Source organism: Holtiella tumoricola, assembly GCF_027857615.1.
GTDB classification, from domain to species: domain Bacteria; phylum Bacillota; class Clostridia; order Lachnospirales; family Cellulosilyticaceae; genus Holtiella; species Holtiella tumoricola.
This window is the reverse complement of the sequence record NZ_JAQIFT010000043.1, coordinates 52,825-78,906: the sequence shown is the minus strand read 5'-3', so window position 1 is coordinate 78,906 and position 26,082 is coordinate 52,825. Positions and strand designations below refer to the sequence as shown.

The following is a 26,082-nucleotide window of genomic DNA, read 5'->3' as shown; positions in this document are numbered from 1 at the left end:
ATATCCCCCCTTTTCATACTATTTATCTAAGATTTCGCTTAATTTAACACTACGACATTCTTTTGCAGATAAAGTACATGCGTCCGCTGTTGCAATAGCCGCTCTTGCTGCATCACCTGTTAAGAGTGGTCTAAATTCTTCATCTGCCTCCATACCATGCATAATGTTATTAAAATACTTCATCTCATTAAACATAATAGAATGTAGCCACATTGGAGGAATTTTGCCTGGTTTACCATATTGGATTGCCCCATCTAGCTCTGTACCTTTGTAAATGCGTGTACGATCATCATCTTCTTCTTGTGTTTCATGTAGTAAGAAATGTGTATCTTCTCCATTAAGCCTTAAAGTACCACCAGCTTCAAACATATCTAGCTTAATAGCCCCTTTTGTGCCTTGTATCAATACATAGTGCTCTGCCCAGTGGAATGCTGAGCCCCATTCAAGTACAGCAAATTTATTGCCTGCAAATTTCATATTGATAAAGATCATATCATCTTCATCTCCAAAGTTCTCTCCGCTATGCGCTACATTGCCTGCATTCATATAAACTTCATCTGGCATACTACCCATAATAAACTGTACACAGTCTAACTCATGTATATGATGGTATAAGTGTCCACCTGATTTTGAACGAATTTTTTTCCATGAGACAGATTCTTGTATATCTTCCCAACCGTTTCTTGCAGAATGGCAATAAAGTATGTCTCCAATCACACCTTCATTAATCATCTTTTTCGCATGTCTTACCCCATTGAAGAAGTTCATAACATGCCCTGCCATGAATATTACATTATTCTCCTTACAGGCCTTTACCATTTCATCACAATCTTTATAACTTAAAGCAATTGGTTTTTCACAGAAAACATGCTTGCCATGTTGTGCTGCCTTAATAACAGGTTCTTTATGTAAGTAGTTTGGTGTCGCAACGATTACAGCATCTACATCTTCTCTTGTAACTAACTCATCTAAAGAACTACATGCATCACAATCTATTTCCTCAGCAACTTCAGCGCCATGATAAGGGTCATATACTGCTGTAACCTTGGCATCTTCCTGCATATTCATAATGCGGCATAACTCTGCCCCAAAATATCCTACTCCTACAACTCCATATCTCATCATATTATCCTCACCTTTCATCTATTAAAATATTTATTTACTTTTCTGCTCCATCATACAGTCCACCAGCAATCTTCTTCTGGATAAAACAGAAGAATACAATAGATGGAACAACCACAAGTACTGAAGCCGCCATCATATCACCCCAGTCTAGTATTTCCGCTCCGTTCAACGAACGTAGGGCTACTGCAACAGTCATTTTTTCTGTATTGTTAATCAATATCAAGGCGTATAAGAATTCATTCCATGCATTGATAAATGTATAGATGGCTGTTGCCACAATTCCAGGAGCTGCAAGTGGCAGTGCAATCTTTGTAAATACTGTAAACTTACTTGCACCATCTACCTGGGCGGCCTCTTCTATACCAATAGGTATAGCCTTAAAGAATCCAACTAGAAGCCATACCGCATAAGGTACACTAAAAGATAGATAGACAAGAATAAGTCCTGTACCTGTATTTGTCAGTCCAATCTTAGCCATAACAATTGAATAGGGAATCGCTAAAAGGATAGGAGGGAAAACATAAGATACTACAATCAATTTCGACATAAGCGTTCCCACCTTTGGGAAGAACCTGCAAATGCCATAAGCTGCTAAAGATGCAATAGTAATTGCAATAAGGGTGGTTACGAGTGAAATAATGATACTATTTTTTATGTTGTTCATAAATCCTAATTCAGTAATAACGTGCTTATAATAATCTAACGTAAATGTAGAAGGCCAAAACTTGGTTGGATTGCCTGTTAACTCTCCTCTTTCCTTCACAGAAGAAAGGATAATCCATACAAGCGGAAATACCGAAATAACTGTAAGCAAGATCAAATACACATGGGATATGGAATCCCAAAACCATTTACTTTTATTACGCATCTAGTTTTCCTCCTTTTCCCAGTGTCTAAGCTTTATAAAGTAAGTAGCAAGTACAAGGATTAAGAAAATAAATAGGAGTACCGTAACAGCTGATGATCTACCTATTAACTTTGTTCCCCAACCCATGTTATAGGCTAAGATTGGTATGGTCTCTGTAACGCCTGCTGGTCCACCACCCGTAATAAGATAAATGATATCAAAACTATTAAATATCCATACTGTACGTAAAGCTATCAAAAGACCCATAACCAATTTGATATGTGGCATCGTAATATGGTAAAAAGATTGCCATGTTGTTGCACCATCTATCTTGGCAGCTTCATATTGATCCATTGGCACAGTTTGTAATGCTGATAAAACATTCACCATAATAAGCGGTGCCCCAAACCATATATTAATAAGTACCAAGCAAATAAATGCACCTGTTTTATGAATCAAAAACTGTGGAACTGTTTCACAAATGCCTAACTCGACTAACATATTCGGTATGTAACCGTATACACCATTTAAAATCCATTGCCAGGAGAAAGCAATAACTATGGATGGGAACGCCCATGGAATAATGAGCAATGTACGGTAAGTTGATTTGAATAGTCGCACTCTATTTAATGCAAGTGCTCCTGTAAAACCTACAAGAATCTGCCCACCTAAAGAAAGAACTGTCCACTTAATTGTATTGAAAAAAGCATTCCAAAAATCTTTACTCATTAAAACGATTTTATAATTTTCTAATCCCACAAAATCATAGCTCGCTTTGATTAGGTTTTTGTTCGTAAAACTATAATAAATACTTGAGCATATTGGGTAAAAAAGTAATACCCCTATTACTAGTAAAGCTGGAAGTACAAAGAACCACCTTGTATAATTCTTTCGCGTCACCATAATCACCACCTTTTAAAAAAAGCAAGATAATTTATTATCATTATCTTGCTCTAATGTAATTTACTACCGAGCAAGCTTAGCGTGCTGCATTAAATAAGTCATTTAATCCATCTTCAGTTGCTTTAGCCGCTGTCATCACATCTGTACCATTTGTAATAATATCTTGGAACATGCCTTCAATAAGATGTTGACTTGTCATGATACCTGCTTCTATGTTTGGTCCATGTTCAAATCCGATTGCTGTCCCACTCTCCACCGCATTACTAATGACTTCTTCTGCATGTGCAAATTGCTTAACTATTTCATTACTCTTGTATGCTTCTGTATCTGCAATACCACTAATAGCTGGTAGCATACCAACAGGTGTCGCATGTAAGAAATTAATATAAGCATCTTCTTCATATAATGTTTTCATAAATTCCTTACAAATTTCTGGGTACTTTGTATTCTTCCAGATCACCATAGGTTGGTTAGCAGTTGTAATACCGTAATCTGGATCATTTTCATTAATTTTGGGAATTGGATAAGCATCTACATATTGGAGTAAATCAGGTGAGTTTGTCGCTACCCCAGAGATTTGGAAACCACTATTAAAGTCAAATGCTGTTTTTCCTTGATAATATAATGTTGCTTGTTTAAGAACATCATAACTAATAGAGTCTTTAGGTGAGCAATCTCTATAAACTTTTAACCAAAAATTGATACCATCAATGGCTAATGGACTTGTTAGATCTGCTTGCAGTTTGCCATCTACTGATTTTAGCAAGCTACCCCCACCACTCTTTACATAGAAGTTAAGGAAATTAGTTGCTTGGAAGTCTGTAGAGCCACTTGGGAAAGAACATCCATAGATACCATCTTTCGTAAGCGCTTTTGCTGTATTGTAAAACTCATCCCATGTCTTTGGAACACTTAAGTTATTTTCTTCAAGTAAATCTTTACGAATCCACATTACCTGTGCATGTGAATAAAGTGGAATAGAATATTCGTTGCCATCAACCGTTCCCTCTTCTAAAGCTTTTGCACTAAATTTATCTCTTCCAATATCATCAATCAAATCATTAATAGGAAGAAGCGCCTCTGCATTAATCATTTCTGCAACTTGCCCTGGTAGCCCCGTGCTCATATCAGGTACATTTCCTGAAGCCAGTCCTGTTGTCCATTTAAGATAAAAGTCATTCCATGAGAAGGTTTTGATCTTGATATTTACTTTTTCATGTTCTTCCATAAATTTATCTGCTGCTTTTTGAATGTTTTCAAGACGAGGTCCTTGTGTGAATGAATGCCAAAAAGTAATTTCTCCCTCTAACTGTCCATCTGCATTCCTGCCCGTTGTCTCCACCGCTTTATTTCCGCATCCGGAGACCATTGTCGTGATCATTGCTACAGCTAATAGACTACTTATTATTCTTTTCTTCATTTCAAAACTCCCCCTCTTGTTATCTGTTTTTTGTGCATAACGCTATTGATAGTCTAATTATATTGATTTTATATGTGCAATTCTACACACAAAAACGCTATTACTAGCATAAAACAACTATGTTCTAATCTTTTTTACCTATTCATTTATAGATTAATTTAAAGTTTACAGTAATGTTTTACATAAAAAGAAAAAGGTATCTGCAATATTACAGATACCTTTTTCTTTTTATGTATTGACTTAGTCTTATATAGTCAGCCTTTTAAAGTTAATACTTTGCATTATCACGATATTGCTTAGGTGTCATACAAAAATACTTTTTAAAGATACGACTAAAATAGTTGGGATCTTCAAATCCAATCTCATAGGCTATATCACTAATATTATCTCCTGATATAAGAAGTTTTCTCGCTGCGGTCATCATTCTAATTTCATTGAGATACTCTAATGGTTTCTTCCCTACTTGCTTTTTAAATAACGTTCTAAACCTAGATTCACTTAGTTCTGCCATCCTACTCATCTCCAAAATAGTATACTGTTCTGAGGGATGAAGAATAATATAATCAATAACAACTTGTATTCTAGAATCTAATTGAACATCTGACTGTTGTATACGGGTTTTGATACGCTCCAATGTAAAGTCCTGCTCAAAAAAAGGCGCACTCATCTTTTGAGAAGCATCTTTTTTTCCCTGCTCAATCATATATCCTATTAACAAATCCAAATAGCCCCTTACTCTAAACATCTTAGTTTCACTCTCTGACTTAACCCATTGATAAATATGATCAAAATATTGCCGTCCTAATTCACCTTGATCTTTTATAATAGTAGGAACATAAAAATAATCTGTTAATAAATCGCCATTATTATAGTTCACTGATGTGGCAAATCGCATGCTATAAAACTGGAAGTCTTCATTGAGTGCATGGCAAGATAACCTACAACCAACAGGTAGATAGACTATATCTCCTACAGTGACCTTAAATTCCTTACCATCTACAAAGAAGATTGCACTTCCACTTAGTATATATCTCACAATGCAGTAAGGTAAGTAATCTTCAGGATATACCCATGTCCTTCCAAAAGAATAAATATCAATATACAAAAAGTTAAATCTTATGGCATTAATGTATGAATTCATGAGCCTCCTTCATTAATCACTATATTCTGTTATATTTTTTTAATCTTAATATACTATACTTATCCGTCCATTTCAATTACAATCTAGTCATTTAATGCTATCATTAATCATTTCTCCTATTTATTTAGGCACTTCATAGGTACTATACTTATGTTATTAAACTCATTACGGAGAGGAGTCTATTAGATGATAAAAACAAAAGAAGGCTATGATCGGTTAGAATATTTCTCAGAAAATGTAGCCTCCGACCAAAGGAGAAAAGAATTTGATATCAAGAATCACACTATAATAGAAAATAAACTCACTCCAACCTTTCTATTTATTGGTGATTCTATTACACATTTTTGGGAACTTAATGCATACTTTAATCATCCTGACCATTTAATCATTAATCGAGGCATAGCAGGAGACACAACAACCTATTTACAAAAACGCCTATGGGTAGATGCCCTTCAGCTCCATCCCACCTATTGTATTGTAGGTATCGGTATTAATGATTCCATTGATCTGGAGGGAGACTATTGGAAGTTAATACCTGGCCTCTCCTACGAAACAGTCCTCAATCGTGCAAAGAATAATATTATAGATATAGCCTCACAGTTTCGAGCATCAGATACTACCCCCATCTTCACTTCTTTACTGCCTATCAATATTCCTATATCTCTCTGTGAATATTTACGCAAGAAATACATCTGTGAGATGAATCATTTTCTCTATGAATATTGCAAAGCTGAAAATATTATTTTTGTAAACTATTACCCCTCAACAACACTCCCAGGCACAAATACTCAACTCTATGGAATTACCTATGATGGGCTACACCCCAATGCAAGAGGTTATAATATTATGGCTACTGTACTACGTAATACCTTAGAAAATCATAATATTATTATTTAAAATTTGTATTTTAATTATACTTATTCTAAGTAGTACCTCATTATTGAAAAAACATTACAGGAACACTAAAGCAGCTTGCCTGTAACTTGGTAACTCCACTAAAAGTTCACTTATCAGTTATAATCTTTGCCACAAAATAATAAGCCACCTTAATTTCAGTCTTTACCCAACGCATAGTGGGAAAAGACTATTATTAGGATGACTTATTGTGCTTTTAGATATAAATTAAATTGTTTTTGAATTGTCAAGTACCTGGTACAATAGGGAAGGTGAAACCTTCACTTGCTATAAATTTTTCTTTACATCCTCTCTAACTGATATCTTAAGTACTATCTTATCCATTCTTGTAGCTCCTCCTATTATGTTATATTAATAATTTTTTTGTACAACTACACACTTCTCTGCACAAGAATCAGTTTATTATCTCTAGTTTTGCAATTTAAGTAATTTTCCGTAAAAACTCCAAAATCCCCGAAACACTTTTTTATTAGAGTATTTCGAGGATTTAGTTCATGGAGCTGAGTCACATCTAATGATTTTCTCATTATCTAATAATTGTATCTAAATCATGTGATACCTGGCACAGTTATGGTAAACTTGTTTACTATTTACTAAGAGCATTCTCCCCAATCACGTTGTACAAACCAATTAGGATTCCATGTTACATAATTAGCTGGTTCAAAACAGCTACTTTCCATTCTAATATTTATCACTTGCTCTGGTAAAATAGACAAATTATGTTTTCCTTCTGGGCTGTCTAAGTCATAAAAATGGTATCTTTCCCTTCCATCTTTATATCTTCTACTTGGTCCAAAGTCAAAAGGTACACAACACCGTGTAATTATCCCTTTTTCGCTCGAAGAAAACACCACTTCTAAAATTCTTTTTTCATGTATCGCCTGTACAAATATTTGTTTCATCTTCTATTTCTCCCTAATTTTCTTTTTCATCTGTTTCATTAAGTACTATCTCAGCGTATAATTCTTTCAATTTAATATATAAAGAATTTAGATGTTTACCATCCATATCTAATAAAGGTTCATACATAAATGAATTCATATGTATGTTTTCAGGTGTCATTAAATTTACCTGTTCTAGTATTTTTAATATCTCATCCTCTTCCTTATATTTCTCTTTAAATATTTTAAATAATTCTTGAGTTTGATTACTTTTAATACTTCTGACTTTATTTATATCATTTATCCTCTTAATCATATATTTCTCTGACTCAAGCCTTATTGCTATAGATAACACTATTTTATTTTCAAGGTTTATTTCTTCAACTGGCGACTTATATATTATTTCTGCTTGTTCATCAATTACACTCAACACACTCCGTTCTTTATTAGGAATATTTTTAGGGGTCTTCCATACTCTATTGTATATTGCCTCTAAATCTTTTATTGTGACATTTTGACTTATATCTTTAATATGTAATAAACTTGTTAATGTAATATAATCTTCAGCTCCCTCTTCTTCGATATACTCGATAATATTTCTCACAAACGGAATAGATGCAATTAATATTTTTTGATTAGTATGCAATTTATCTTTCCATATACTAAAAATATTTTTTAAATACTCTCCTCTTTTGAGTTCTATAGTACCATTGGTTTTACAACTCATTAAACAGTGGTTTCTTGCTATATTCAGCCTACCTCCCACCGTTCTATAAAAATCAAAATTATGCGTCATTATTAGCATCCTAAATCTATCTAACTCTAGTATATCTTTAAGATATTCCACAATAGCATACTTATTTTTATAGTCAAATGAATCTGCAATATCATCAATAATTAACCATATATCTCTCCCCTCTTCTTTACGTGCTTCTATTTCAAATATAACATTTAAAATATATAATGCCCTTTTTTCTCCATTGCTCAATACACTTAATAATTTATTTTTATCCACGCTTCTCTCTTCTTGTCCATCTTTATACTTGAACGAAAAAACAGCCCTATCTTCTTTTAAAATAACATCTTCTTGATTTTCTATACTGATAATAAAAGGAACATCAAATCTCTTGTTAAAAATATCTACCACCTTATACCATGCATTTTGTTGTTGCTTAGCAATTTCCGTTATTGTTTTCAACTCATCTTTACTTCTTATGTACAGTTCCATTAATTCTTTTAATATATCTTCTAATTTTGCTAGATATGATAACCATAAACTTTTCTTGAATCCTGCCACATCTATTAAACATTCTATTATTTCATTATGCTCTTCTAAAATTGTTCTAAGTTTTTTTGCTTCCGCATTTTTATTTAAAATTTTATCAATGTTATTGAATTTATTTAATAACTCTTCGTCTGTTAATATTTTTTTCTTTTCATCTTCTAATAACTGCTGAAGTTCTTTTTCATTCGTAATATTGATTCCTTCTATAATTAAAGTAAAATTAGCTCTAAAGAAATTATTATCCTTCAATGATTTCTCTATGCTACTTGCGTTATTGTGATTAAATAATCCTCTCTTAAACACCATTGATTCTTCAAGTAGCTGGTTATATTTTTTCATGTACTCTTCAATCGCTTGTTTAAACTCGGTATCATTTAAAATTACTTCAGTCTTAGCATTAAAAATATCTGTATATTTAATATCTTCATATACAGTTACTTTTTCAAACTCAATATTTTGTACCATTTGTTCAAAGATTTCGATTACTTCTTTATCCTCATTAAAAACACTTTTAATTTCTTTTTCAATACTATCTTCATTTCTTATACCCGATAATATTTTTAATTCTCTTAATAAATTTTTATTTTGTTCATTTATTATATTATGAAGCTTATCATATTTCTCCTTTAATTTTTTATCCGCTAAAAGTCTAGATGCCTTTTCAGTAGATAAGTTTTCATTGTATGACTCAATAACCAATATCCCTTGTGGATCTAGATTTCCTTGTGCCGTTTTTATGCTATACTTCGACTCCCTCTCCGCATATATCTTATCTTCCGGCATAACTTGATTAGCGATATCCAATAAACTTTTTGCAAATGAAGTTTTCATTGTGCCATTTGGGGCATATATTAAATATCCATTATTCCTTTCATAATCGAATGTATACTCTAAATTTCTAATTCCATAGCAATTTTCGAATTTCACCTCTAACTTTTTCATTTATCCTCCTTATAATAAAAAATCCTCATACAACACACTCATTCTGCTGTACAAGGATTAGTCAATTTATCTCTAGTTTTCCAATTTTAGTAACTTCCCATAAAACTCCAAAATCCTCGAACACTCTATTTGTCAGAGTATTTCGAGGATTTAGTTCATGGAGGTGAGGGGAATCGAACCCCTGTCCGAAAGCCCGTATATTGTGGTCTCTACCATCATAGTCACTGTTTTAACATTCCCTCCATGAACCGCCCAGAGACAGGCTGTTCACTTCAGTAGCTTCATGGTTACGGCGTTGTGGGCAAAGCTTAGCACAAGTCGTTCCCCGCTGAGTCGGAGTCTCGTTCTAGGCTGCGGGTGACCTAGAGGAGACTAGCAGCATTAAGCTGCTAATGCAAAATTATTATCTGCGTTTAATTTAAATGCCAGCTTTTAACGTAGACTCCGGCGTTCTACGGATGGCTGCCCCGACATACGTGACCCCCGTCGAAACCAGTGCACCCCCTTATTAGATAAGGGTATTCGCTGGGGAATACACATACATGTAGGCAAAGCTTAAGTCTTAGATATTCTTGATCTTGAACTCACGCTCGTTGGCACGGCGCATGTCTTTCTTGGCGATATCATCACGTTTGTCGTGAAGCTTCTTACCACGTGCAAGACCAATTTCTACTTTGACCAAACTTCCTTTGATGTATACTTTAAGTGGTACGATAGTCATACCTTTTGTGGAAACCTCACCGACTAGTTTGTTGATTTCCTTTTTGTGAAGGAGGAGTTTACGTGTACGAAGGGGTTCTTTATTAAAGATGTTCCCTTTGTCATAAGGATTGATATGCATATTGTAGATGAAGGCTTCTCCATCTTTAATACGGATAAAACTTTCCTTAACTGAGCCACTGCCTTGGCGGATGGACTTTACTTCTGTTCCAACCAGTACAATGCCTGCTTCAAACGTTTCTTCTATAAAATAATCGTGATAAGCTTTTTTGTTTTGTGCAATAAGCTTATAGGCATTTGGATTCTTCGCCATGACTGTTTCTCCTTCTTCTAAAATGTAGTGCATATGTTATTATAACATATCCTACTCATTTTTCAAGTAGGTGTCGTATACTATTTCTTCCTATTATAGAAGTGTTTGCTATAAAAGTATTTGGAGTCCTTTCTCTTCTTCACTATAAGCATTGATCGCTTCGCCTTCATCTTCTACTCCTATAAGTGTTTTGAGCACTTCAACATTTTCTTCCCATACGTCTTGAAGTTGTTCAATCACGTTTTCTTGCTCTCGAGTAGATGTAGGCACTACTATATACTTACTTAGGATTGCTCCTCCTATTACAAGTAGGCCTATGGCATAAGCTATCTTTCTATTCCTTTTAGTTTTCGACTCCATCTAGAGTACTCCTTTCATAATCTGGTTCTATTTATTAGTCCTTATATACACAAAGACCAACTGCCAAACTTTCCTATACAAGTTTGATGCAGTTGGCCATATTTTATACCTTTTTATTTAATTTTTCTTCTACATCTTTATTCCATTCAACTGGAATAGAGAGCATAGTAATCGTGTGTTCTTCTTGTCCATTGAGCAAAAAACCTGCTACATCATAGGCATAAGTATCTCCTATAACTTGAATTTCATGGGCCTTAATATATTCTACCAACTTCTTATAAAAAGGTTGTACATCCCACTCCCCCCGTACACGTAGTGCCACATAGTAGCCTACTGGCTTCTCATGATAATATTGGTTATCACTTGGTCGATCAATACATGTATAAATGTGACTAATCGCTTCCATCCCTTGTAATGTATGATCTTGTGGAATAATAGCCCCCAGCTGATAATCTGAATTTACATCATACTTTTGGCAGATGTCATGTTGTTTTTGAAGCATGGCTACAAAAGTCATATCTTCATCCTCATTGGCTTCAAACTCTCTTGCTGGTATAGCTAGTAAATGTTCTTTTTCAAAATAGCCAATGGTAGGCTCGCCATCTACAAATTCACTAGAGTTGCCTATTTCTATATTGGCGATGGACTTTCTTATGACTTGTTCCATCTGCTCAATTTCTTTTTTCTTTTCTTCTAAAATTTCTTGTTGCTTCTTCAGGACTTCTAATACTTTATCTGGATGCTGCTTAGCTAAGTACGCTTTAATTTCCGCTAAGGGTGTACCTGTCTTCTTTAAGATGTGAATCATATGATAGTCATAAAACTGCTCCACATCATAATATAAGTAGCCTTTTTCACTTTCATATAACGGCACCAACACCCCTAAATTTCTATAATGACGTAACGTCTCTTTGGAAGTCCGACAGAGTTTTGCAAACTCACCTGAAGACAATTTGGTTCTATTCGTTGATTGCATCTTTCTATCTCCTTTAATTTTTCACTTGACCGCGTGGTTACCACATACTTTATTATAACCTTAATCAAAAAATAAACTATAAAGGAGATAAAAATTATGACTTCATCTTATCAGCGTCCTGTTACCTTTAAAAATATTATGCGTTTTGCCATTCCTACTATTATCATGTCTGTATTTACTTCCTTATACACCATGATTGATGGCTTATTTGTATCCAACTTGATTGGTACCCAGGCACTTTCTTCTATTAACTTAGTTGCCCCTATCCTCTCTTTGATCACTGCTATCTCAGCTATGCTTGCTACTGGTGGTAGTGCGGTCATTATGCGAAAGATGGGTGAACAAAAAGCACCGGAAGCTAAGCAAGACTTCACCATGCTCATCTTGACTAACGTGGTCATTGGAGTCGTGATGATGATTTTAGGCTACCTCTTTATGGATACCATCTTTGCATCGATGAACATCTCACCTAATGTGCTTAACTACTGCAAAACTTACTTATCACATTATTTACTTTTCACTATTCCAGTTTTACTTATGTATAACTTTTCTCTCTACATGATTGCAGCAGACAAATCCAAGCTTTCCCTTATTTGCTCTATTGCTGGGGGTGTTACAAACATTGTTCTAGACTACTTATTGATTGCTGTCTTGGATATGGGGATTGGTGGGGCTGCACTTGCTACAGGTACAGGTTACTCTATTACAGCCATTGCCGGACTTATTATCTTTTCCAATAAGAAAAACCTCTTACACTTTGTAAAACCTGTCTTTAGATGGCATACCCTTGTCAAAACCTCTACCAATGGTATTTCCGAAATGGCAACCTCCCTTGTAACAGGTGTTGTAACCCTTATGTTCAATGCTGCTATGCTGAAATATGTAGGCGAAGACGGTGTTGCTGCCATTACCATTATCATGTATGTGTTAATGTTTGCTTGCTCCTTCTACACTGGCTATGCCTATGGGGTTGCACCTATGATTAGTTACTATTACGGAGAAGATAACCACGACAAGTTGCGTCGTCTTATTAAACTCAGCTTCACCTTTATCGGAAGTGTTTCTATCCTCTCAGCTATTGGTTCTTTTATTGCCACACCACAGATGGTCAATATCTTTACACGACCAGATAATCCTGTTTATGATATTGCCATTACAGGGAACAAAATCTGCTCACTGGCGTTACTCTTTGTAGGGTTTAACATCTTTGCAAGTGGTATGTTTACAGCCTTATCTAACGGAATTGTCTCTGCGGCACTTGCCCTGTCACGTTCCTTTGTCTTTATGGTGATTGCCATTAGTATCCTTCCCCTTGTCTTTGGCATGACTGGACTTTGGTTTGCAACACCATTTGCTGAATGCTTAGGTCTCCTTATGGCTGCCTTCTTTTTTAAAAGATATCAAAAACAGTATCGCTATTAATCAAAAAGCTGTTGCCTAATAGGGCAACAGCTTTTGTATTTAAATCTTATTTTCAAGTTTTAGCTTTTCAATCATAAGCTTAATAGCTGTATAGGATACTTCTTCTGGAAGCAACTCTTTAATCGGTTTAAGTAACGTAATACCTACTTGTCCTATAGCCGCTTCAATAAGAGGTTCTTGTTCTGGTGTCATAAACTGATAGAAGTCTATCTCTAAGCCTTCTTCCACACATTTGACAAGATGATTATCTACAGTAAAACGTGAGAGACCTCTTTCTTTTGCAATCTCATCTAGAGATATGCCTTCTTTGTACATCTGATAAGTCGTTAAGTGGCTATCTTTCTTATTTTCTTTCTTAGCCGTCTTACTTGTTGTACTTCCCTTTTCCTTTTTGGCTTCTCTTACTTCTGGCTTAATGATTTGATTTTCTTGCACGTAATTATTGATAAGAAGTTCAAAGACTTTTCCGTACTTCTCATACTTGGCTACCCCAATCCCATTAATGGCAAGCATCTCTTCGTGTGTGGTTGGGTAGTACTTACACATTTCGCTTAAAGTTGCATCTGAAAAGACAATAAATGGTGGAATATGATTTTGCTCTGCCACTTGCATACGTAAATGTTTTAATTGTTCTAGAAGTTGTAGATCTACTGGTAAGCTCTCCACTTCTGGGACTCTTTCTTTTTCAGATACACGAAGGGCAATACGCATATTCACTTGCTTTTGTCCTTTTAAAACCTCATAGCTAAGAGGTGCTAACCTTAATATGGGGAACTTATCTCCATCTAAGGCAATATACTTTTCTGCAATTAAGAAAGACATCATTTCCTTAATCATCTCTTTGCTATATTCACGCATAATGCCATAAGTGGATAAAGTCTGGAATCCAAACTGACGAATCTTCTCCGTATTCCCCCCTTTAAGTACATCAATCACAAGAGTCATTCCAAAGCGCTCACCCATACGTTTGATACAAGACAAAATCTTTTGTGCTTCTATGGTAATGTCTTCTTGAGCAATCTCACTATTACAGTTGCCACAGTGGTCACATAACTTAGTTGGTGATTCACCAAAGTAACGCAAGATGGCATTTCTTAGACAGCCCTCTGTGTTACAGTAATCCACCATCTGGTTGAGCTTTTCATATTCTAAAGATAAATCTACCCCTAAGCCTGCATTTTCGATTAGCAAACGGTTGGTCATAATATCTGAAGAAGCATACATTAATGTACATGTAGACTCTAGACCATCACGGCCTGCACGCCCTGCTTCTTGGTAGTAACTTTCCATATTTTTTGGCATGTTGTAGTGAAGGACATAACGAATATTAGATTTATCAATCCCCATACCAAAGGCATTGGTGGCAATCATAACACTGGCACGGTCATATAAGAAGTACTCTTGGTTCATATTACGCTCGCTTTCACTAAGCCCTGCATGGTATCTTACCACTGTCATGCCTTTTGAAAGGAGTTTTTCATATAGAGCATCTACACTCTTTCTTGTGGAGCAATAAATGATCCCACTTTCTCCTTCATGCTTTTTAAGATAATCCAGTGTCCATTCTAGCTTACGCTTCGGTCTTTCTACTTCAAAGTATAAGTTAGGGCGGTCAAAACCTGTGGTAATGCAATATGGTCTTTGAAGCTCTAATAATGCCAGCATATCTTCCTTAACTTTAGGTGTGGCAGTTGCTGTAAATGCACCAACCACTGGGCGATGTGGTAGACTTCTAATAAAGTTACCAACACCTCTATAACTTGGTCTAAAGTCGTGTCCCCATTGGCTTACACAGTGTGCCTCATCAATAATGACATAATCTATAGGCAGTCCTCTACATAAGCTGACAAAGTCATAAGACTCTAATCGTTCTGGTGCTACATAGATCAGTTTATATCTACCTTCTCTTGCATCTTCCATTACCTCTCTATAGGCATGGGCACTGAGTGTACTATTAAGAACAGCAGCTTCTATCCCCATCTCTCTTAAGGCATCCACTTGGTCTTTCATTAAAGAAATTAAAGGCGAAATGACCAAACTTACACCGCTCCCGCATAAAGCTGGTACTTGATAACAAATAGATTTCCCTGCACCTGTTGGCATAATGCCTAGTACATCTTGTCCATTTACCAATGCCCCTATAATCTCTTCTTGTCCTACTCTAAAACTACTATATCCAAAATATTGTTTTAAAATCTCTAATGGTCTCATATGTTCTATCCTTTGCATCATTACTCTTATCTCTTACTATAGCTCATTTTGCCCTACTTCTTCAACCTCTCTTCTTATAGAGAAGCTTCTTTATATAAGAAAATATAAAAACATCTAAAAAGGTGCTGCATCTACTTCTCATGCAACACCCCCATTTGCTTTATCATTTTAAGCTCTATTTCTACTCTATTATATCCCTATTACTCTGCATATACCTACTGCTTATACCTTTTCATTTTTTTAACCTACTTTGAAATAATTAATCTTCTCTTGAAGTACTCTCGCGCTGGTCTCAAGTTCTTCACTACTTGCAGAGCTTTCTTGAGCATTACCGGATGTTGTCTGTACCAGCCCAGAAATCTCTTCTACAACTGTGGTAATCTCATTAACGGCTTCGGATTGAATCTCTGCTGCCTCAGCAGTCTTTTTAACACTCACAATAACTGTATCAATACTTTCAACAATTTTGTTAAAGGAAGCTGTCGTGTTAGTGATAATCTGCGCACTACCTTCTACTGTGTGAAGTGTTGCCCCTACCAACTCTGCAGTTTGCTTTGCCGCTTCCATGCTACGTTCTGCCAGAGACTTCACTTCACTGGCAACTACTGCAAATCCACGTCCTGCTTCTCCTGCACGAGCTGCTTCTATAGATGCATTAAGAGCCAGTAAATTGGTCTGCGCTGCAATCTGGTCAATCACTTGGATGATCTCTGAGATTTGTCCTGCCGATACTTGGATATTGACAATGGCTTGCTCCATATTATGCATTTGGGTTGTACCTTGCTCGATCTCTTCTATCACATCTTGAGCAATCTCATCCATCTTCTTGGCATGTCTACTACTACGTCTAATCTGTTTAGCCATATCCCCTATGTTCGTGTTAATTTCTTCTACTGAAGCAGCTTGTTCGGAGGCTGATGCTGCAAGTTCATTGGCTGTTTCTGCTACTCTCTTAGCCTGTCCAAAGACATATTCAGATACATGATGGATCTCTTCCATAGTCCCTTTTAAGGTCTGTGCAATGGAATTGAGTGATTGCTTAATGGGTGCAAAGTCTCCTTCATACTCTAAGTGGCTTGCTACAGTTAAATCACCATCTGCAAGACGCTGTAAAACATCATCAATATCTTTCACATAGGTTGCAAAGCTTCCTATCACCTCTTGTAATGATAGATAAAGGGTTTCAAGTTCATCTCCTGTTTCAATAGGTTCTACTACAGAAGTTAAGTCGCCTTTTTGTAATTGCTTTGCACGCTCTGTTAGGGCTTCAAGTGGATGAGTAATGTTATAGGCTAATTTACGTATAGCACTCATTCCTAGTATTAAAGATCCAATACAAAGTCCAATCATCACTACTGCTAAAATACGTATTTCCTGATACACTTCAGCATTAGGTAATGCCACACCTACTGACCATCTGGTACTTGGGATGGGCTCATAACCTATAAAATATTTTTTCCCTTCTAATTGATAAGTATCTATTCCTTTCTCACCATTTACCATATGAGTATGTATACGTGAAAGAGATTGATACGCCTTATTCTCATCAGCTAATGCAATCACATTTTCTTGACTATTTACTCTTTCCATATCTAAGTGCGCAATAGTGGTACCGTTACCATTTATAATGAAAACTTGACCCTTCTCCCCTACTTTGCTCTCTCTAATCATATCTGTAAGTTTCTCTGCATCAAAAGTTGCAACTAAGACATTGACGATTTCTTTTTCATAATACACAGGTGTTGCAATATCAAAGCTCATTTTCCCTGATAGCGCATTGAGGCTAGGCGTTGAAATATAAGTCTTGCCAGTCAATGCTTCTTTAAAAGCATCTGTATCTTTTATATTTGCCTTTTTGCCATCTTGTCTAAGTATTTCCCCTTCTGTTGTTGCCATAACAAGTGTATCTGCATCTAAGTACTCTCTATTTTCTTCAAGTGTTCCAAACTTAGCACTCATCCAAAGTGATGGATCTGTAATATGATCAAAGCTTGCTACATTCATCATCACACTTGTATAGAATTCTAATTTGTTCTCTATAGATTTTGTCGTCATACTTACTAGCTCTGGCATCATATGCTTCACCACTGAATTCACCGTAATAGCCCCCACAGATATAGCTACTACTGTTAATAAAGAGGTGATAATAAGCAAAATTTTAGAAAACTGTGTAACCATTTTTTCTCTTATTCCCCTTTTTCTCCCCTGCATCTGCTTCCTCCTCATATTTTATGATTAGTTTTGACTTATTATTGGGACTTTTCACCCAAAATAACTAAATTTAGTATATAATATTGTATAATTTTATTCAATCATTTTTATACAAAAAAGGCACTGCATCTTAATACGATACAATACCTTTTGATTTTCTAATTAACTTTAAAATGATTAATTTTCTCTTGAAGCACTTTTGCGCCATTTGCAAGTTCATCACTACTTGCCGAACTCTCTTCGGCATTGGCTGCTGTGGTTTGTACAAGCTGAGAAATCTCATCAATCGCTGCTGTAATATCTGTTACTGCTTCAGATTGACTGTGTGCAATCTCTGCACTTTTCTCAACACTTGCAATAACTGTATCAATGCTTTCTACGATTTTATTAAAGGACCCTGTGGTCTTTGTAATAATCTCTGTGCCACCTTCTACAGACTGAACCGTTGCATCTACTAATTCAGTTGTTTGTTTTGCTGCTTGCATACTGCGTGCAGCAAGGTCTTTAACCTCATTGGCAACTACTAAGAAGCCGCGTCCTGCATCCCCCGCACGTGCTGCTTCTATGGAAGCATTGAGGGCTAGAAGATTAGTTTGAGCTGCAATCTGGTCAATGACTTTAATGATTTCAGAGATTTCTCCCGTTGAAGTTTGAATCTTAACAATGGCTTCTTCCATCTGACGCATTTGACCCGTACCTTGTTCAATCTCAACCATTACAGTTTGTGCAACTTCATTAACTTGTTGTGCATGATTGCTACTTGTTTTGATTTGGTCTGCCATATCATTAATAGTTGCATTCATCTCTTCTATAGAAGCTGCTTGCTCTGTGGCTGAAGCCGCAAGTTCTGTTGCTGTTTCTGACACTCTACCTGCTTGTTCTAATACATGCTCAGATACATGGTGAATTTCTTTCATCGTTGTATTAAGTTTATTTCCAATCATATTAAGAGACTGCTTAATAGGTGCAAAGTCTCCCTTATACTCGATTTGACTGGCTACAGTTAAGTCGCCTTCTGCTAGGTTATGTAAGACATAGTCTATATCTTTAATATACACCGCTATACCTCTCATCATATCTCTAAGTGAAATAAAGAGGGTTTCAAGTTCATCTTTTGTTTCAATAGCTGCTATCGTTGAGCTTAAGTCACCTTCTTGCATCTTTTTAGCACGCTCTGTCAAGCTTTCAATAGGTTGTGTAATAGCGTAAGCTAATTTACGTATAATTCTTCCACCTACTACTAAACAAACAATGCAAAGAACAAGCATAATGGCTACGAGCATACGTAATTCCTTGACTACTTCATAATTGGGTAACGAAATGCCTACAGACCACTGCGTACCTGGTATTGGCCCATAACCTGATATATATTTTTTCCCACCAAATTTATATGTATCCATCCCAAGCTCACCATTAATCATCTTTTCATGAACACGAGATACTGTTTTATATTTTTTATCTTCTTGTGCTAAAGTCATGATGTTTTCTTGGTTGTTCACACGGTCTGTATCTAGATGAGCTATTGTTGTACCTGTTTGATCAATAATAAATGCGCGCCCATTATCTCCTATTTTCAAGTTGCTAATCATCTCTGTTAACTTGCCTGCATCAAATGTGGCAACTAAGATGTTGACCATCTCACCATTGTAATAAATAGGTGTAGCTACATTAAAGCGCATGGTTTCTGATACAGGATTAAATTGTGGTGAAGAGATATACGTTTCACCTTTTGTTGTGTGCATATACACATCCGTATCTTTAATGCTCGCCTTCTTACCATCTTGTCTAATAATATCGCCATCCATAGTCGCCATTACCAATGTGTCTGCATTGATATAAGCTCTATTTTCCTCTAGTTCCCCAAACTTCTCACTCATAGGAATATCCGGATCAGCAATTCCTTCCATCTTCGCCACATTGGTTACAACATTTCTAAAGAGCTCTAGCTTATTTTCTATAGCTGAAGCTGTCATTGTAACAATCTCTGGCATCATCTCTTTCACTGTATTATTCACAGTAGTATAACCAATGGATATGGCAACGACTGTAAGCAAAAGTGCTGTAAATAATAAAATCATAGAAAATTGTCTTTCAATTTTTTCCCTAATCGATTTGTGTACCCTTTTCATCTTCTCCTCCTGTTGTCTCATTTGTATAATTTCTTTTTTACAACTTTTACGCCCTAACTTACTATACAATAGTAAACAATTTTATTCAAATATAACCTTATATTTTTATTTTTTGTAGGATTTGCGCATAACATTTTCTATACCTATCTACTTAATTTACAAATAGACGTATAGAAATTTATTTTTAAAAGGACTATACTAATAGGATGTGTTTACACAACAGTGGATTCAATTAAAAATTTAATATAGGGGGTTATACTTTCATGCAAAACAACAATTCAAGATCTGAAAGATTAGGTACAATGCCTGTTGGAAGATTGCTTGCAAGTATGTCTATACCAGCTATCTTTTCTATGTTGGTACAGTCATTGTATAACGTTGTCGATAGTATTTTCGTATCTCGTATTGGCGAAAATGCATTAACAGCGGTTTCTCTTGCCTTCCCACTTCAAATGCTTATTATTGCATTTGCACTTGGTGTAGGTGTTGGGGTTAACTCACTGATCGCTCGTAAATTAGGCGAAGGTGACAAAGTTGTGGCATCTAAAATTGCAAGTACAGGTTTCTTTGTAGCGATTATGAATGCCATCGTCTTTATGCTCATTGGTATTTTCGCAACACGCTTCTTTATGGGGCTTTTCTCAAACGATGCAACAATTATTGATATGGGGACATCTTACTTACAAATCGTACTGATCTTCTCATTTGGGATCTTTGTAGAGATTACTTGCTCTAGAACTTTACAAGCTACAGGTAATATGATTATTCCAATGTTCTCTCAACTTATTGGTGCGGTTACCAATATTATTCTCGATCCAATCCTTATCTTTGGATTATTCGGGCTTCCAGCAATGGGGATTAAGGGAGCTGCTATTGCAACAGTTATCGGGCAAATTTGTGCCATGATCTTTGTACTTGTGATGTTCCACATTAAATCACATGAAGTACATTTACAAATTAAAGGCTTCAAACTTGAAAAAGAACATATTATTGATATCTATAAAGTTGGTTTCCCAGTTATCGTTATGAATGCCATTGGTTCTGTAACAACTACATTCTTAAATGGTATCTTAATGGCCTTCTCTTCTACAGCAGTTGCCATCTTTGGGATCTACTTTAAGCTTCAATCCTTCATCTTCATGCCAGTATTTGGTTTAACTCAAGGCGCAATGCCTATTATGGGTTACAACTTTGGTGCTAACAACAAGAAACGTTTTATTCAAACCTTAAAACTAACACTTACAACTTCCTTCATTATTATGCTTGCAGGAACAGGAATCTTCTGGTTACTTCCAGAACAACTTCTTGCACTCTTTGATGGAAGTCCAGAAATGGTTCAAATGGGTATTTATGTTTTACGCGTACTTAGCCTTTGCTTCATTCCTGCATCTATCGGGATTACCCTTTCAACTATGTTCCAATCTATTGGACATGGTTTCAAATCATTGGTTATGTCCCTTTTACGTCAGCTCGTACTCATCATTCCATGCGCATGGCTCTTTGCTCAATTCGTAGGATTAGATGCCGTATGGTTCTGCTATCCAATTGCAGAGATTGTTTGTGCTGTTATCTTTATGCCACTTGCAATCGTTGTTGTAAAAAAAGCTTTCGCTGCTAAGTCAGTTGAAAACGAAGATGAAAACAATGCTGGTAACGAAGACGAAGTACCAGCACTTTAATCACATATAGTAAAAAGGGTGTTGCAATCACTGCAACACCCTTTTTCTATCCTTTATTGTTGTACGCTTGGTACACTTCTTAAGCTTTCATAAGCATTTTGAATACGAACAAGTTCATCTTCATTGAATTTTTTTGAAATATATCTTGCTTGCTCTATACGTTTGTGAGATTTCTCTACTTGCTCTTCAAAAATCTCAATCTCTCTAATATTTTTTCCTTTTGCTACATTCACTCTACGACGTATACTTAATATATCTTTAACCATTTGTTCTTTATTCATTACTTAAAAGTCTCCTTCTGTCTTGTCCATTGCTCGTTTCTATCTTATATAAAAACCTTCTTTTTGTAAACCCTAAGCCAGTATTCTACTTATTTTCCCATGTATCTATCACATTTTGAATATGTCCAATGTATACGGCTCTTGTACTCGTATAACTCCCTAAGCCTTTTTTTACTACCTCTACCTGCTTACCCATTTGCTCTAACCCATATTTAAAAGATTCCTCATGGTCTCCCATCACATCTCTTAATATATGCATACCTGCTACAAGCATAAAAGGCACCACTGTAACCTTCTCATTTTTAAAAGGAAGCATCTCCAAATGACTTCTATCTTCTAAGGTTGTCACAATGCAGTTTAGTGTTGTCTTATCTAACATTTCTCTAAGTTGAGCATAAGATGCATGTGCTTGATGCGTTGTACCATGTCCAAGTAAAAGAAGATCTGAATCTAACCCACTGTAAAGGTCTTCAAGCTCCTTAACCACTTTTGTGTAGTCCTGTTGTGTACTTAATAATGCCTTCCCTACTGCAACTTGATGAATGCCTGTTTCTCCTTCATAGGCTTGTTGAAGTTCTAGTAATTTATCATATTCTATTCCTTCTATTAAAAAGAGGGGTTGAATAATAACCTTCTCATATCCTTCCTGTTGCAACGTTTCCATACTTTCTTCTGGTGACAACATCTTTAGATTATGCTCTTTTAATAAACGCTTTCTCAAAAAACTTGATGAAAAACTTTCATACACATCCCAGTCACTAAAAGCTTCTTCAATGGCATGGATACATGGATCAATACTTTCTTTCTTCTGTTCTAAATAGCTTGTTCCAAAGCTAACAACCAAAATGGCTTTTTTCATAGGTCTTCAACTCCTCTAGGCTTAAAGTAGCAAGGTGATTTAATATTTTTTTCTTCTCCATTTCATCTTCTACTTGTTGTAATACTTGTGCTCTTAAACGTCTATGTACATCCATAAGTTCCACATAGGATGCATCATACTTTTCTTCTAATTCTTTTTTAATAAGGGCCGCTAGAGAAGGACTGGCTCCCCCTGTTGATACAGCAATCATCAAATCACCTCTTTTAAAGGAAGAAGGGACAATAAAACTAGAAAGTTCCTTATTATCTACCACATTACACAGTTTATTAGCACGCTTACAAAATGCTCCTACGGCTTGATTTGTCTCGTAATCATCTGTGGCTGCTACTACTAGAAAGCTATTGGCACAATCACCTTCTTCATAGCATTTATAAACGAGATTAACCTCTGGCCCTAGACTTTTAAACGCCTCTATAAAGCTTGGTGCAATAATATGTAAGTCACATTTCTCATTTTCTAATGCTACTGCCTTACGATATGCAACCTTGCCACCACCTACTATCGTTACTTTCTTACCTTCTAAATTCAGACATGCTGTATACATCTCTTGCCTCCATCTATTCCCTATTTTATTAAAAATTATGCTTTATCCTATCTTCTATATTCTCCCAAAAACACATCTTGGTCAAGGATTTTCCACATCAAAAAGGGCTACCTTTTGGCAACCCCTTATTATCTATTAAAATTTTAATTTCAATCCTGACTCATATTTTTTATCATCTACAATAAGTCTTAAATCAAACTCACCTTTTAATCCTTCTTTATTTACATTGATCGTTACTGTACGATCATCTTTTGGTTGGAACGTACCTACACACATTGCAAGAAATGGTTTCGCACTTGTTGAAATATAATATCTATGCTCCTCTTGACCTCTTTCAAGTTGAAGCATAGCAAGTTGACCACGTTTGAATTTAGCCTCAAATACAATACGGTCTTCTTCTTCTACTACACTTGCTTCATGGAATGCAGGGATAAGCTCTCCTGTTATTTCTACGCCTGGAATCCCTGTTTCAAATTCTTCTGTTTTACCAATCTCACCGAGTACACGTCCTTTACCAAATGTAAGGTTCTCCCCTTCATGATAGAAACGCATTTTTTCTGCACGGTAGTAGTTAGATGGTAAATGCATTTCAAACATTACTTCCCCATCCATTATTTCTACTGTAATACTGTTAAGTTTGTTTTCTGGATCACTTAAATCCATATAAACAGGAAGTTCTTCACATGTTACACCATGATTGTAACCAATACCACCTGAGTGTACTAAGTAATACCCATCTCTATAGTATTCCACATTTGAGATATAAGAAGAATAGAAATGATTAGCCCTTTCCTTCCCAAATTGCCATACTTGCTCAATGGTCATATCTTCTGTATTAATACGGTATCTAACCCCACGTGAGAAGTTATCTCTATTAAGTACATAGTTTTCTTTATTTTTAGCTCTCCAGTGCCCATTGTCAAATACCATCACATCACCATCTGGGAGCATCATACAAGCATGTTGTTCATATTGCCAATCAAACTCGCCATCTCCTACAGGTGTAAAGAAGTACTTCTCTACCATTTCTTGTGGCCATCCTTCTGGGTCACCAATAATCCAGTTAAGATCTCCTGTTTCATAATCAATATTGATGACTGCATCTTGGTGTCTACCTGATAAGGTAAGAGAATTTGTACGTTTATCATACCAAACGGCATTATTGTGGAACCAGTCATGCTCACTCCAGCTACCTGACTTGGCTACATCTTGTGGAAGCACTTTTTTGTAATCCCAAGATTTGATAATTTCTCCTGTATTACGATCTACAAGAACACACATATCTTCTGAAGTTTTAGCATCTTTTTCTTGTGTTAAGATCAGTAAGTTGCCATCTTCCATTTCAAATTGATCATGGTGATAACTACCTGGAATACAATACTCTGTATAAACCTTCCCCATTAGGCTCATTTCACATAATCCTGCTGTATAATAAGGTACCTTCATAAGACGATTAGAACCAATTAAAATATTTCCGTTTTTAGCACGCTTCATATCAAAGATAAAAGGTTCTACTAAATGCCAACGGCAATCCCCTCTATAATCATATCCTCCTGCAAGTGAGTCGCCAGATGGTGTGACAAACATAATTTGATCTTGCATGTATTCACTTGTTGTCTTGATATATGTAGCTTGATGAGGCATATCATTTAACTCATCTGTTTGCAATTTAATTTGTGTACTCTCCCCATTTGATAGTTTAATCTCTACAGTATTTTGGTAGTTTGGATATAGACCTAAAATTGGAAGCTTATGTTCTGTACCTGCTTTAAATGTATGCGTAATATTTCCTGCTTCTTCTTTACCTTTTACAGTAATGGTAGCAGTAACAGATTCTTCAGTTCTAAACATAACAAGCGCTGTAAGAGGAGATACAAAATAAGGATTTACTTTTACATAAGGATTTTCTAAAGTATAGTGTCCTTCATTAAAAGTTTTTAACATCATTTGTTCTTGCTCGTATTGTCTATTAACTAAGTGGTCAATTTTTTCATACTTAATCGTTTCTTGTAACATATCTACACCTCTTTCATTAATTTGTTGTTAAAATTATAACATTTATAGCTTTAGTAAAAAACATCACGTGATATTTTTTAAAATTTTACTAAAATATATTCCAAATTTATCATTTTTCATTTAAAATATATTATATAATCACATTATTACTTCTTAAGATTTATATTTTATAGATATGAGGACACATATTATGACATCAAGAAATGTACATTTTGAACAACTAAAAAAAATCGGTGTCCATAGGATTGCCGTAAAAGATGAAGCACTTTATAATTCTGAACATGGTCATCACTTTGTCTACTGTCTGCTAGAGGGGGTATGTGCTCTTACTAGTATTTCCAGAAATGGCGATGAAAAGATTTACCAGTACTTTAAAGCTGGAGACTTATTAGGTTTTTCACCTATCTATTCACCTGCTTATAAAGATGATACCTTTTCTGCCTTTTCTATTATAGCTAAATCAGATTGCATACTTTATGAGATTCCCTATACTCAATTTACTTATTTTATCAATACACATCCACATTTTTATCCTTGGCTTGTTGAAATAACACTGCAACACTATGACGGTGTACTCGCTCATTTCCATCACTTAGAGCATGGTAATAATCTTTCTAACTTATGCAAAGCACTTCTAGAGCTCGCTTGTGTTAAAGATGGACAGCTTCATCTCCATAAATGTTTTTCATATGCTGAGCTCTCAAAATACATAGGTGTTCATGTTATAACAACCACAAGGCTTATGAAACGTTTAAAAGAGGAAGGAATCATCTTTAAACGTGGGCATCATACGATTATCGCTGATAAGGCAAAACTTCTAGAGTACATTGAATAAAGGTATAAATGAAGAGGCTATCCTAAATGGTATAGCCTCTTTATTT

Annotated in this window: 21 protein-coding genes and 1 other RNA gene; 4 read left to right on the top strand and 18 right to left on the bottom strand. The window is 35.6% G+C overall.

Features of this window, described 5'->3' with window-relative positions:
• Window positions 1-18: 18 nt before the first annotated feature.
• The 5 genes from PBV87_RS10520 to PBV87_RS10500 form a co-directional block, all read right to left on the bottom strand.
• Window positions 19-1,125 (bottom strand): Gfo/Idh/MocA family protein, encoded by a 1,107-nt coding sequence (locus PBV87_RS10520; protein ID WP_271012223.1) that lies wholly within the window; start codon window positions 1,123-1,125, stop codon window positions 19-21.
• A gap of 34 nt (window positions 1,126-1,159) precedes the next feature.
• A complete protein-coding gene (locus tag PBV87_RS10515) occupies window positions 1,160-1,993 on the bottom strand; it encodes a carbohydrate ABC transporter permease (RefSeq protein WP_271012222.1) in 834 nt (277 codons plus the stop codon).
• The gene (locus tag PBV87_RS10510; protein WP_271012221.1) at window positions 1,994-2,872 is read right to left on the bottom strand and encodes a carbohydrate ABC transporter permease; all 879 of its coding nucleotides are present in this window, start codon (window positions 2,870-2,872) and stop codon (window positions 1,994-1,996) included. It abuts the gene before it with no gap.
• Between the two features lie 79 nt (window positions 2,873-2,951).
• Window positions 2,952-4,244, bottom strand: a complete 1,293-nt coding sequence (locus PBV87_RS10505; RefSeq protein ID WP_416388424.1) for an ABC transporter substrate-binding protein — start codon at window positions 4,242-4,244, stop codon at window positions 2,952-2,954.
• A gap of 319 nt (window positions 4,245-4,563) precedes the next feature.
• Window positions 4,564-5,436, bottom strand: coding sequence for an AraC family transcriptional regulator (locus PBV87_RS10500; RefSeq protein ID WP_271012219.1), 873 nt, complete (start codon window positions 5,434-5,436; stop codon window positions 4,564-4,566).
• Between the two features lie 186 nt (window positions 5,437-5,622).
• On the opposite strand from PBV87_RS10500, the gene PBV87_RS10495 reads away from it, so the two are divergent.
• Window positions 5,623-6,333, top strand: coding sequence for an SGNH/GDSL hydrolase family protein (locus PBV87_RS10495; RefSeq protein ID WP_271012218.1), 711 nt, complete (start codon window positions 5,623-5,625; stop codon window positions 6,331-6,333).
• Between the two features lie 611 nt (window positions 6,334-6,944).
• On the opposite strand, the gene PBV87_RS10490 is transcribed toward PBV87_RS10495, so the two are convergent.
• The 6 genes from PBV87_RS10490 to PBV87_RS10465 form a co-directional block, all read right to left on the bottom strand.
• Complete coding sequence (locus PBV87_RS10490; RefSeq protein ID WP_271012217.1) at window positions 6,945-7,253, bottom strand: hypothetical protein; 309 nt, start codon at window positions 7,251-7,253, stop codon at window positions 6,945-6,947.
• Window positions 7,254-7,266: 13 nt separating this feature from the next.
• A complete protein-coding gene (locus PBV87_RS10485) occupies window positions 7,267-9,459 on the bottom strand; it encodes an ATP-binding protein (RefSeq protein WP_271012216.1) in 2,193 nt (730 codons plus the stop codon).
• A gap of 155 nt (window positions 9,460-9,614) precedes the next feature.
• Window positions 9,615-9,964: a transfer-messenger RNA gene (gene ssrA, locus PBV87_RS10480) on the bottom strand.
• Between the two features lie 57 nt (window positions 9,965-10,021).
• Window positions 10,022-10,492 (bottom strand): SsrA-binding protein SmpB, encoded by a 471-nt coding sequence (smpB, locus tag PBV87_RS10475; protein WP_053984574.1) that lies wholly within the window; start codon window positions 10,490-10,492, stop codon window positions 10,022-10,024.
• Window positions 10,493-10,600: 108 nt separating this feature from the next.
• A complete protein-coding gene (locus tag PBV87_RS10470) occupies window positions 10,601-10,852 on the bottom strand; it encodes a hypothetical protein (RefSeq protein WP_271012215.1) in 252 nt (83 codons plus the stop codon).
• A gap of 103 nt (window positions 10,853-10,955) precedes the next feature.
• Window positions 10,956-11,828 carry a MerR family transcriptional regulator gene (locus tag PBV87_RS10465; RefSeq protein ID WP_271012214.1) on the bottom strand — a complete coding sequence of 291 codons (873 nt, stop codon included), beginning with the start codon at window positions 11,826-11,828 and terminating at the stop codon, window positions 10,956-10,958.
• A 96-nt stretch (window positions 11,829-11,924) separates the two neighbouring features.
• Here PBV87_RS10465 and PBV87_RS10460 point away from each other — a divergent pair, with 96 nt between their 5' ends.
• The gene (locus PBV87_RS10460) at window positions 11,925-13,250 is read left to right on the top strand and encodes an MATE family efflux transporter (protein ID WP_271012213.1); all 1,326 of its coding nucleotides are present in this window, start codon (window positions 11,925-11,927) and stop codon (window positions 13,248-13,250) included.
• 39 nt (window positions 13,251-13,289) lie between these two features.
• Here the strand turns inward: PBV87_RS10460 and recQ are convergent, their stop codons facing one another.
• The 3 genes from recQ to PBV87_RS10445 all read right to left on the bottom strand — a co-directional run bounded on the left by recQ (window position 13,290) and on the right by PBV87_RS10445 (window position 19,801).
• The gene (gene recQ / locus PBV87_RS10455; protein ID WP_271012212.1) at window positions 13,290-15,479 is read right to left on the bottom strand and encodes a DNA helicase RecQ; all 2,190 of its coding nucleotides are present in this window, start codon (window positions 15,477-15,479) and stop codon (window positions 13,290-13,292) included.
• Between the two features lie 222 nt (window positions 15,480-15,701).
• On the bottom strand, window positions 15,702-17,672 hold the full coding sequence (locus PBV87_RS10450) for a methyl-accepting chemotaxis protein (RefSeq protein ID WP_271012211.1): 1,971 nt from the start codon (window positions 17,670-17,672) through the stop codon (window positions 15,702-15,704).
• 158 nt (window positions 17,673-17,830) lie between these two features.
• A complete protein-coding gene (locus PBV87_RS10445; protein WP_271012210.1) occupies window positions 17,831-19,801 on the bottom strand; it encodes a methyl-accepting chemotaxis protein in 1,971 nt (656 codons plus the stop codon).
• 263 nt (window positions 19,802-20,064) lie between these two features.
• On the opposite strand from PBV87_RS10445, the gene PBV87_RS10440 reads away from it, so the two are divergent.
• Entirely contained in the window at window positions 20,065-21,480 is a 1,416-nt protein-coding gene (locus tag PBV87_RS10440; protein WP_053984581.1) for an MATE family efflux transporter, read from the top strand.
• A gap of 53 nt (window positions 21,481-21,533) precedes the next feature.
• On the opposite strand, the gene PBV87_RS10435 is transcribed toward PBV87_RS10440, so the two are convergent.
• The 4 genes from PBV87_RS10435 to PBV87_RS10420 form a co-directional block, all read right to left on the bottom strand.
• Window positions 21,534-21,761 carry a hypothetical protein gene (locus tag PBV87_RS10435; RefSeq protein ID WP_271012209.1) on the bottom strand — a complete coding sequence of 76 codons (228 nt, stop codon included), beginning with the start codon at window positions 21,759-21,761 and terminating at the stop codon, window positions 21,534-21,536.
• Between the two features lie 85 nt (window positions 21,762-21,846).
• A complete protein-coding gene (locus PBV87_RS10430; RefSeq protein ID WP_271012208.1) occupies window positions 21,847-22,620 on the bottom strand; it encodes a sirohydrochlorin cobaltochelatase in 774 nt (257 codons plus the stop codon).
• Entirely contained in the window at window positions 22,595-23,185 is a 591-nt protein-coding gene (locus PBV87_RS10425) for a precorrin-2 dehydrogenase/sirohydrochlorin ferrochelatase family protein (protein WP_271012207.1), read from the bottom strand. The genes PBV87_RS10430 and PBV87_RS10425 overlap by 26 nt, the downstream gene beginning before the upstream one ends.
• Window positions 23,186-23,320: 135 nt before the next feature.
• Window positions 23,321-25,201 (bottom strand): aryl-sulfate sulfotransferase, encoded by a 1,881-nt coding sequence (locus PBV87_RS10420; protein WP_271012206.1) that lies wholly within the window; start codon window positions 25,199-25,201, stop codon window positions 23,321-23,323.
• Between the two features lie 190 nt (window positions 25,202-25,391).
• On the opposite strand from PBV87_RS10420, the gene PBV87_RS10415 reads away from it, so the two are divergent.
• Complete coding sequence (locus PBV87_RS10415; protein WP_271012205.1) at window positions 25,392-26,036, top strand: Crp/Fnr family transcriptional regulator; 645 nt, start codon at window positions 25,392-25,394, stop codon at window positions 26,034-26,036.
• Window positions 26,037-26,082: the final 46 nt, after the last annotated feature.

Coding starts and splice junctions, on each gene's coding strand:
- PBV87_RS10520 (WP_271012223.1), bottom strand. CDS start 1,125: ATGATGAGATATGGAGTTGTAGGAGTAGGATATTTTGGGGCAGAGTTA.
- PBV87_RS10515 (WP_271012222.1), bottom strand. CDS start 1,993: ATGCGTAATAAAAGTAAATGGTTTTGGGATTCCATATCCCATGTGTAT.
- PBV87_RS10505 (WP_416388424.1), bottom strand. CDS start 4,244: ATGGTCTCCGGATGCGGAAATAAAGCGGTGGAGACAACGGGCAGGAAT.
- PBV87_RS10500 (WP_271012219.1), bottom strand. CDS start 5,436: ATGAATTCATACATTAATGCCATAAGATTTAACTTTTTGTATATTGAT.
- PBV87_RS10495 (WP_271012218.1), top strand. CDS start 5,623: ATGATAAAAACAAAAGAAGGCTATGATCGGTTAGAATATTTCTCAGAA.
- PBV87_RS10490 (WP_271012217.1), bottom strand. CDS start 7,253: ATGAAACAAATATTTGTACAGGCGATACATGAAAAAAGAATTTTAGAA.
- PBV87_RS10485 (WP_271012216.1), bottom strand. CDS start 9,459: ATGAAAAAGTTAGAGGTGAAATTCGAAAATTGCTATGGAATTAGAAAT.
- smpB (WP_053984574.1), bottom strand. CDS start 10,492: ATGGCGAAGAATCCAAATGCCTATAAGCTTATTGCACAAAACAAAAAA.
- PBV87_RS10470 (WP_271012215.1), bottom strand. CDS start 10,852: ATGGAGTCGAAAACTAAAAGGAATAGAAAGATAGCTTATGCCATAGGC.
- PBV87_RS10465 (WP_271012214.1), bottom strand. CDS start 11,828: ATGCAATCAACGAATAGAACCAAATTGTCTTCAGGTGAGTTTGCAAAA.
- PBV87_RS10460 (WP_271012213.1), top strand. CDS start 11,925: ATGACTTCATCTTATCAGCGTCCTGTTACCTTTAAAAATATTATGCGT.
- recQ (WP_271012212.1), bottom strand. CDS start 15,479: ATGCAAAGGATAGAACATATGAGACCATTAGAGATTTTAAAACAATAT.
- PBV87_RS10450 (WP_271012211.1), bottom strand. CDS start 17,672: ATGCAGGGGAGAAAAAGGGGAATAAGAGAAAAAATGGTTACACAGTTT.
- PBV87_RS10445 (WP_271012210.1), bottom strand. CDS start 19,801: ATGAAAAGGGTACACAAATCGATTAGGGAAAAAATTGAAAGACAATTT.
- PBV87_RS10440 (WP_053984581.1), top strand. CDS start 20,065: ATGCAAAACAACAATTCAAGATCTGAAAGATTAGGTACAATGCCTGTT.
- PBV87_RS10435 (WP_271012209.1), bottom strand. CDS start 21,761: ATGAATAAAGAACAAATGGTTAAAGATATATTAAGTATACGTCGTAGA.
- PBV87_RS10430 (WP_271012208.1), bottom strand. CDS start 22,620: ATGAAAAAAGCCATTTTGGTTGTTAGCTTTGGAACAAGCTATTTAGAA.
- PBV87_RS10425 (WP_271012207.1), bottom strand. CDS start 23,185: ATGTATACAGCATGTCTGAATTTAGAAGGTAAGAAAGTAACGATAGTA.
- PBV87_RS10420 (WP_271012206.1), bottom strand. CDS start 25,201: ATGTTACAAGAAACGATTAAGTATGAAAAAATTGACCACTTAGTTAAT.
- PBV87_RS10415 (WP_271012205.1), top strand. CDS start 25,392: ATGACATCAAGAAATGTACATTTTGAACAACTAAAAAAAATCGGTGTC.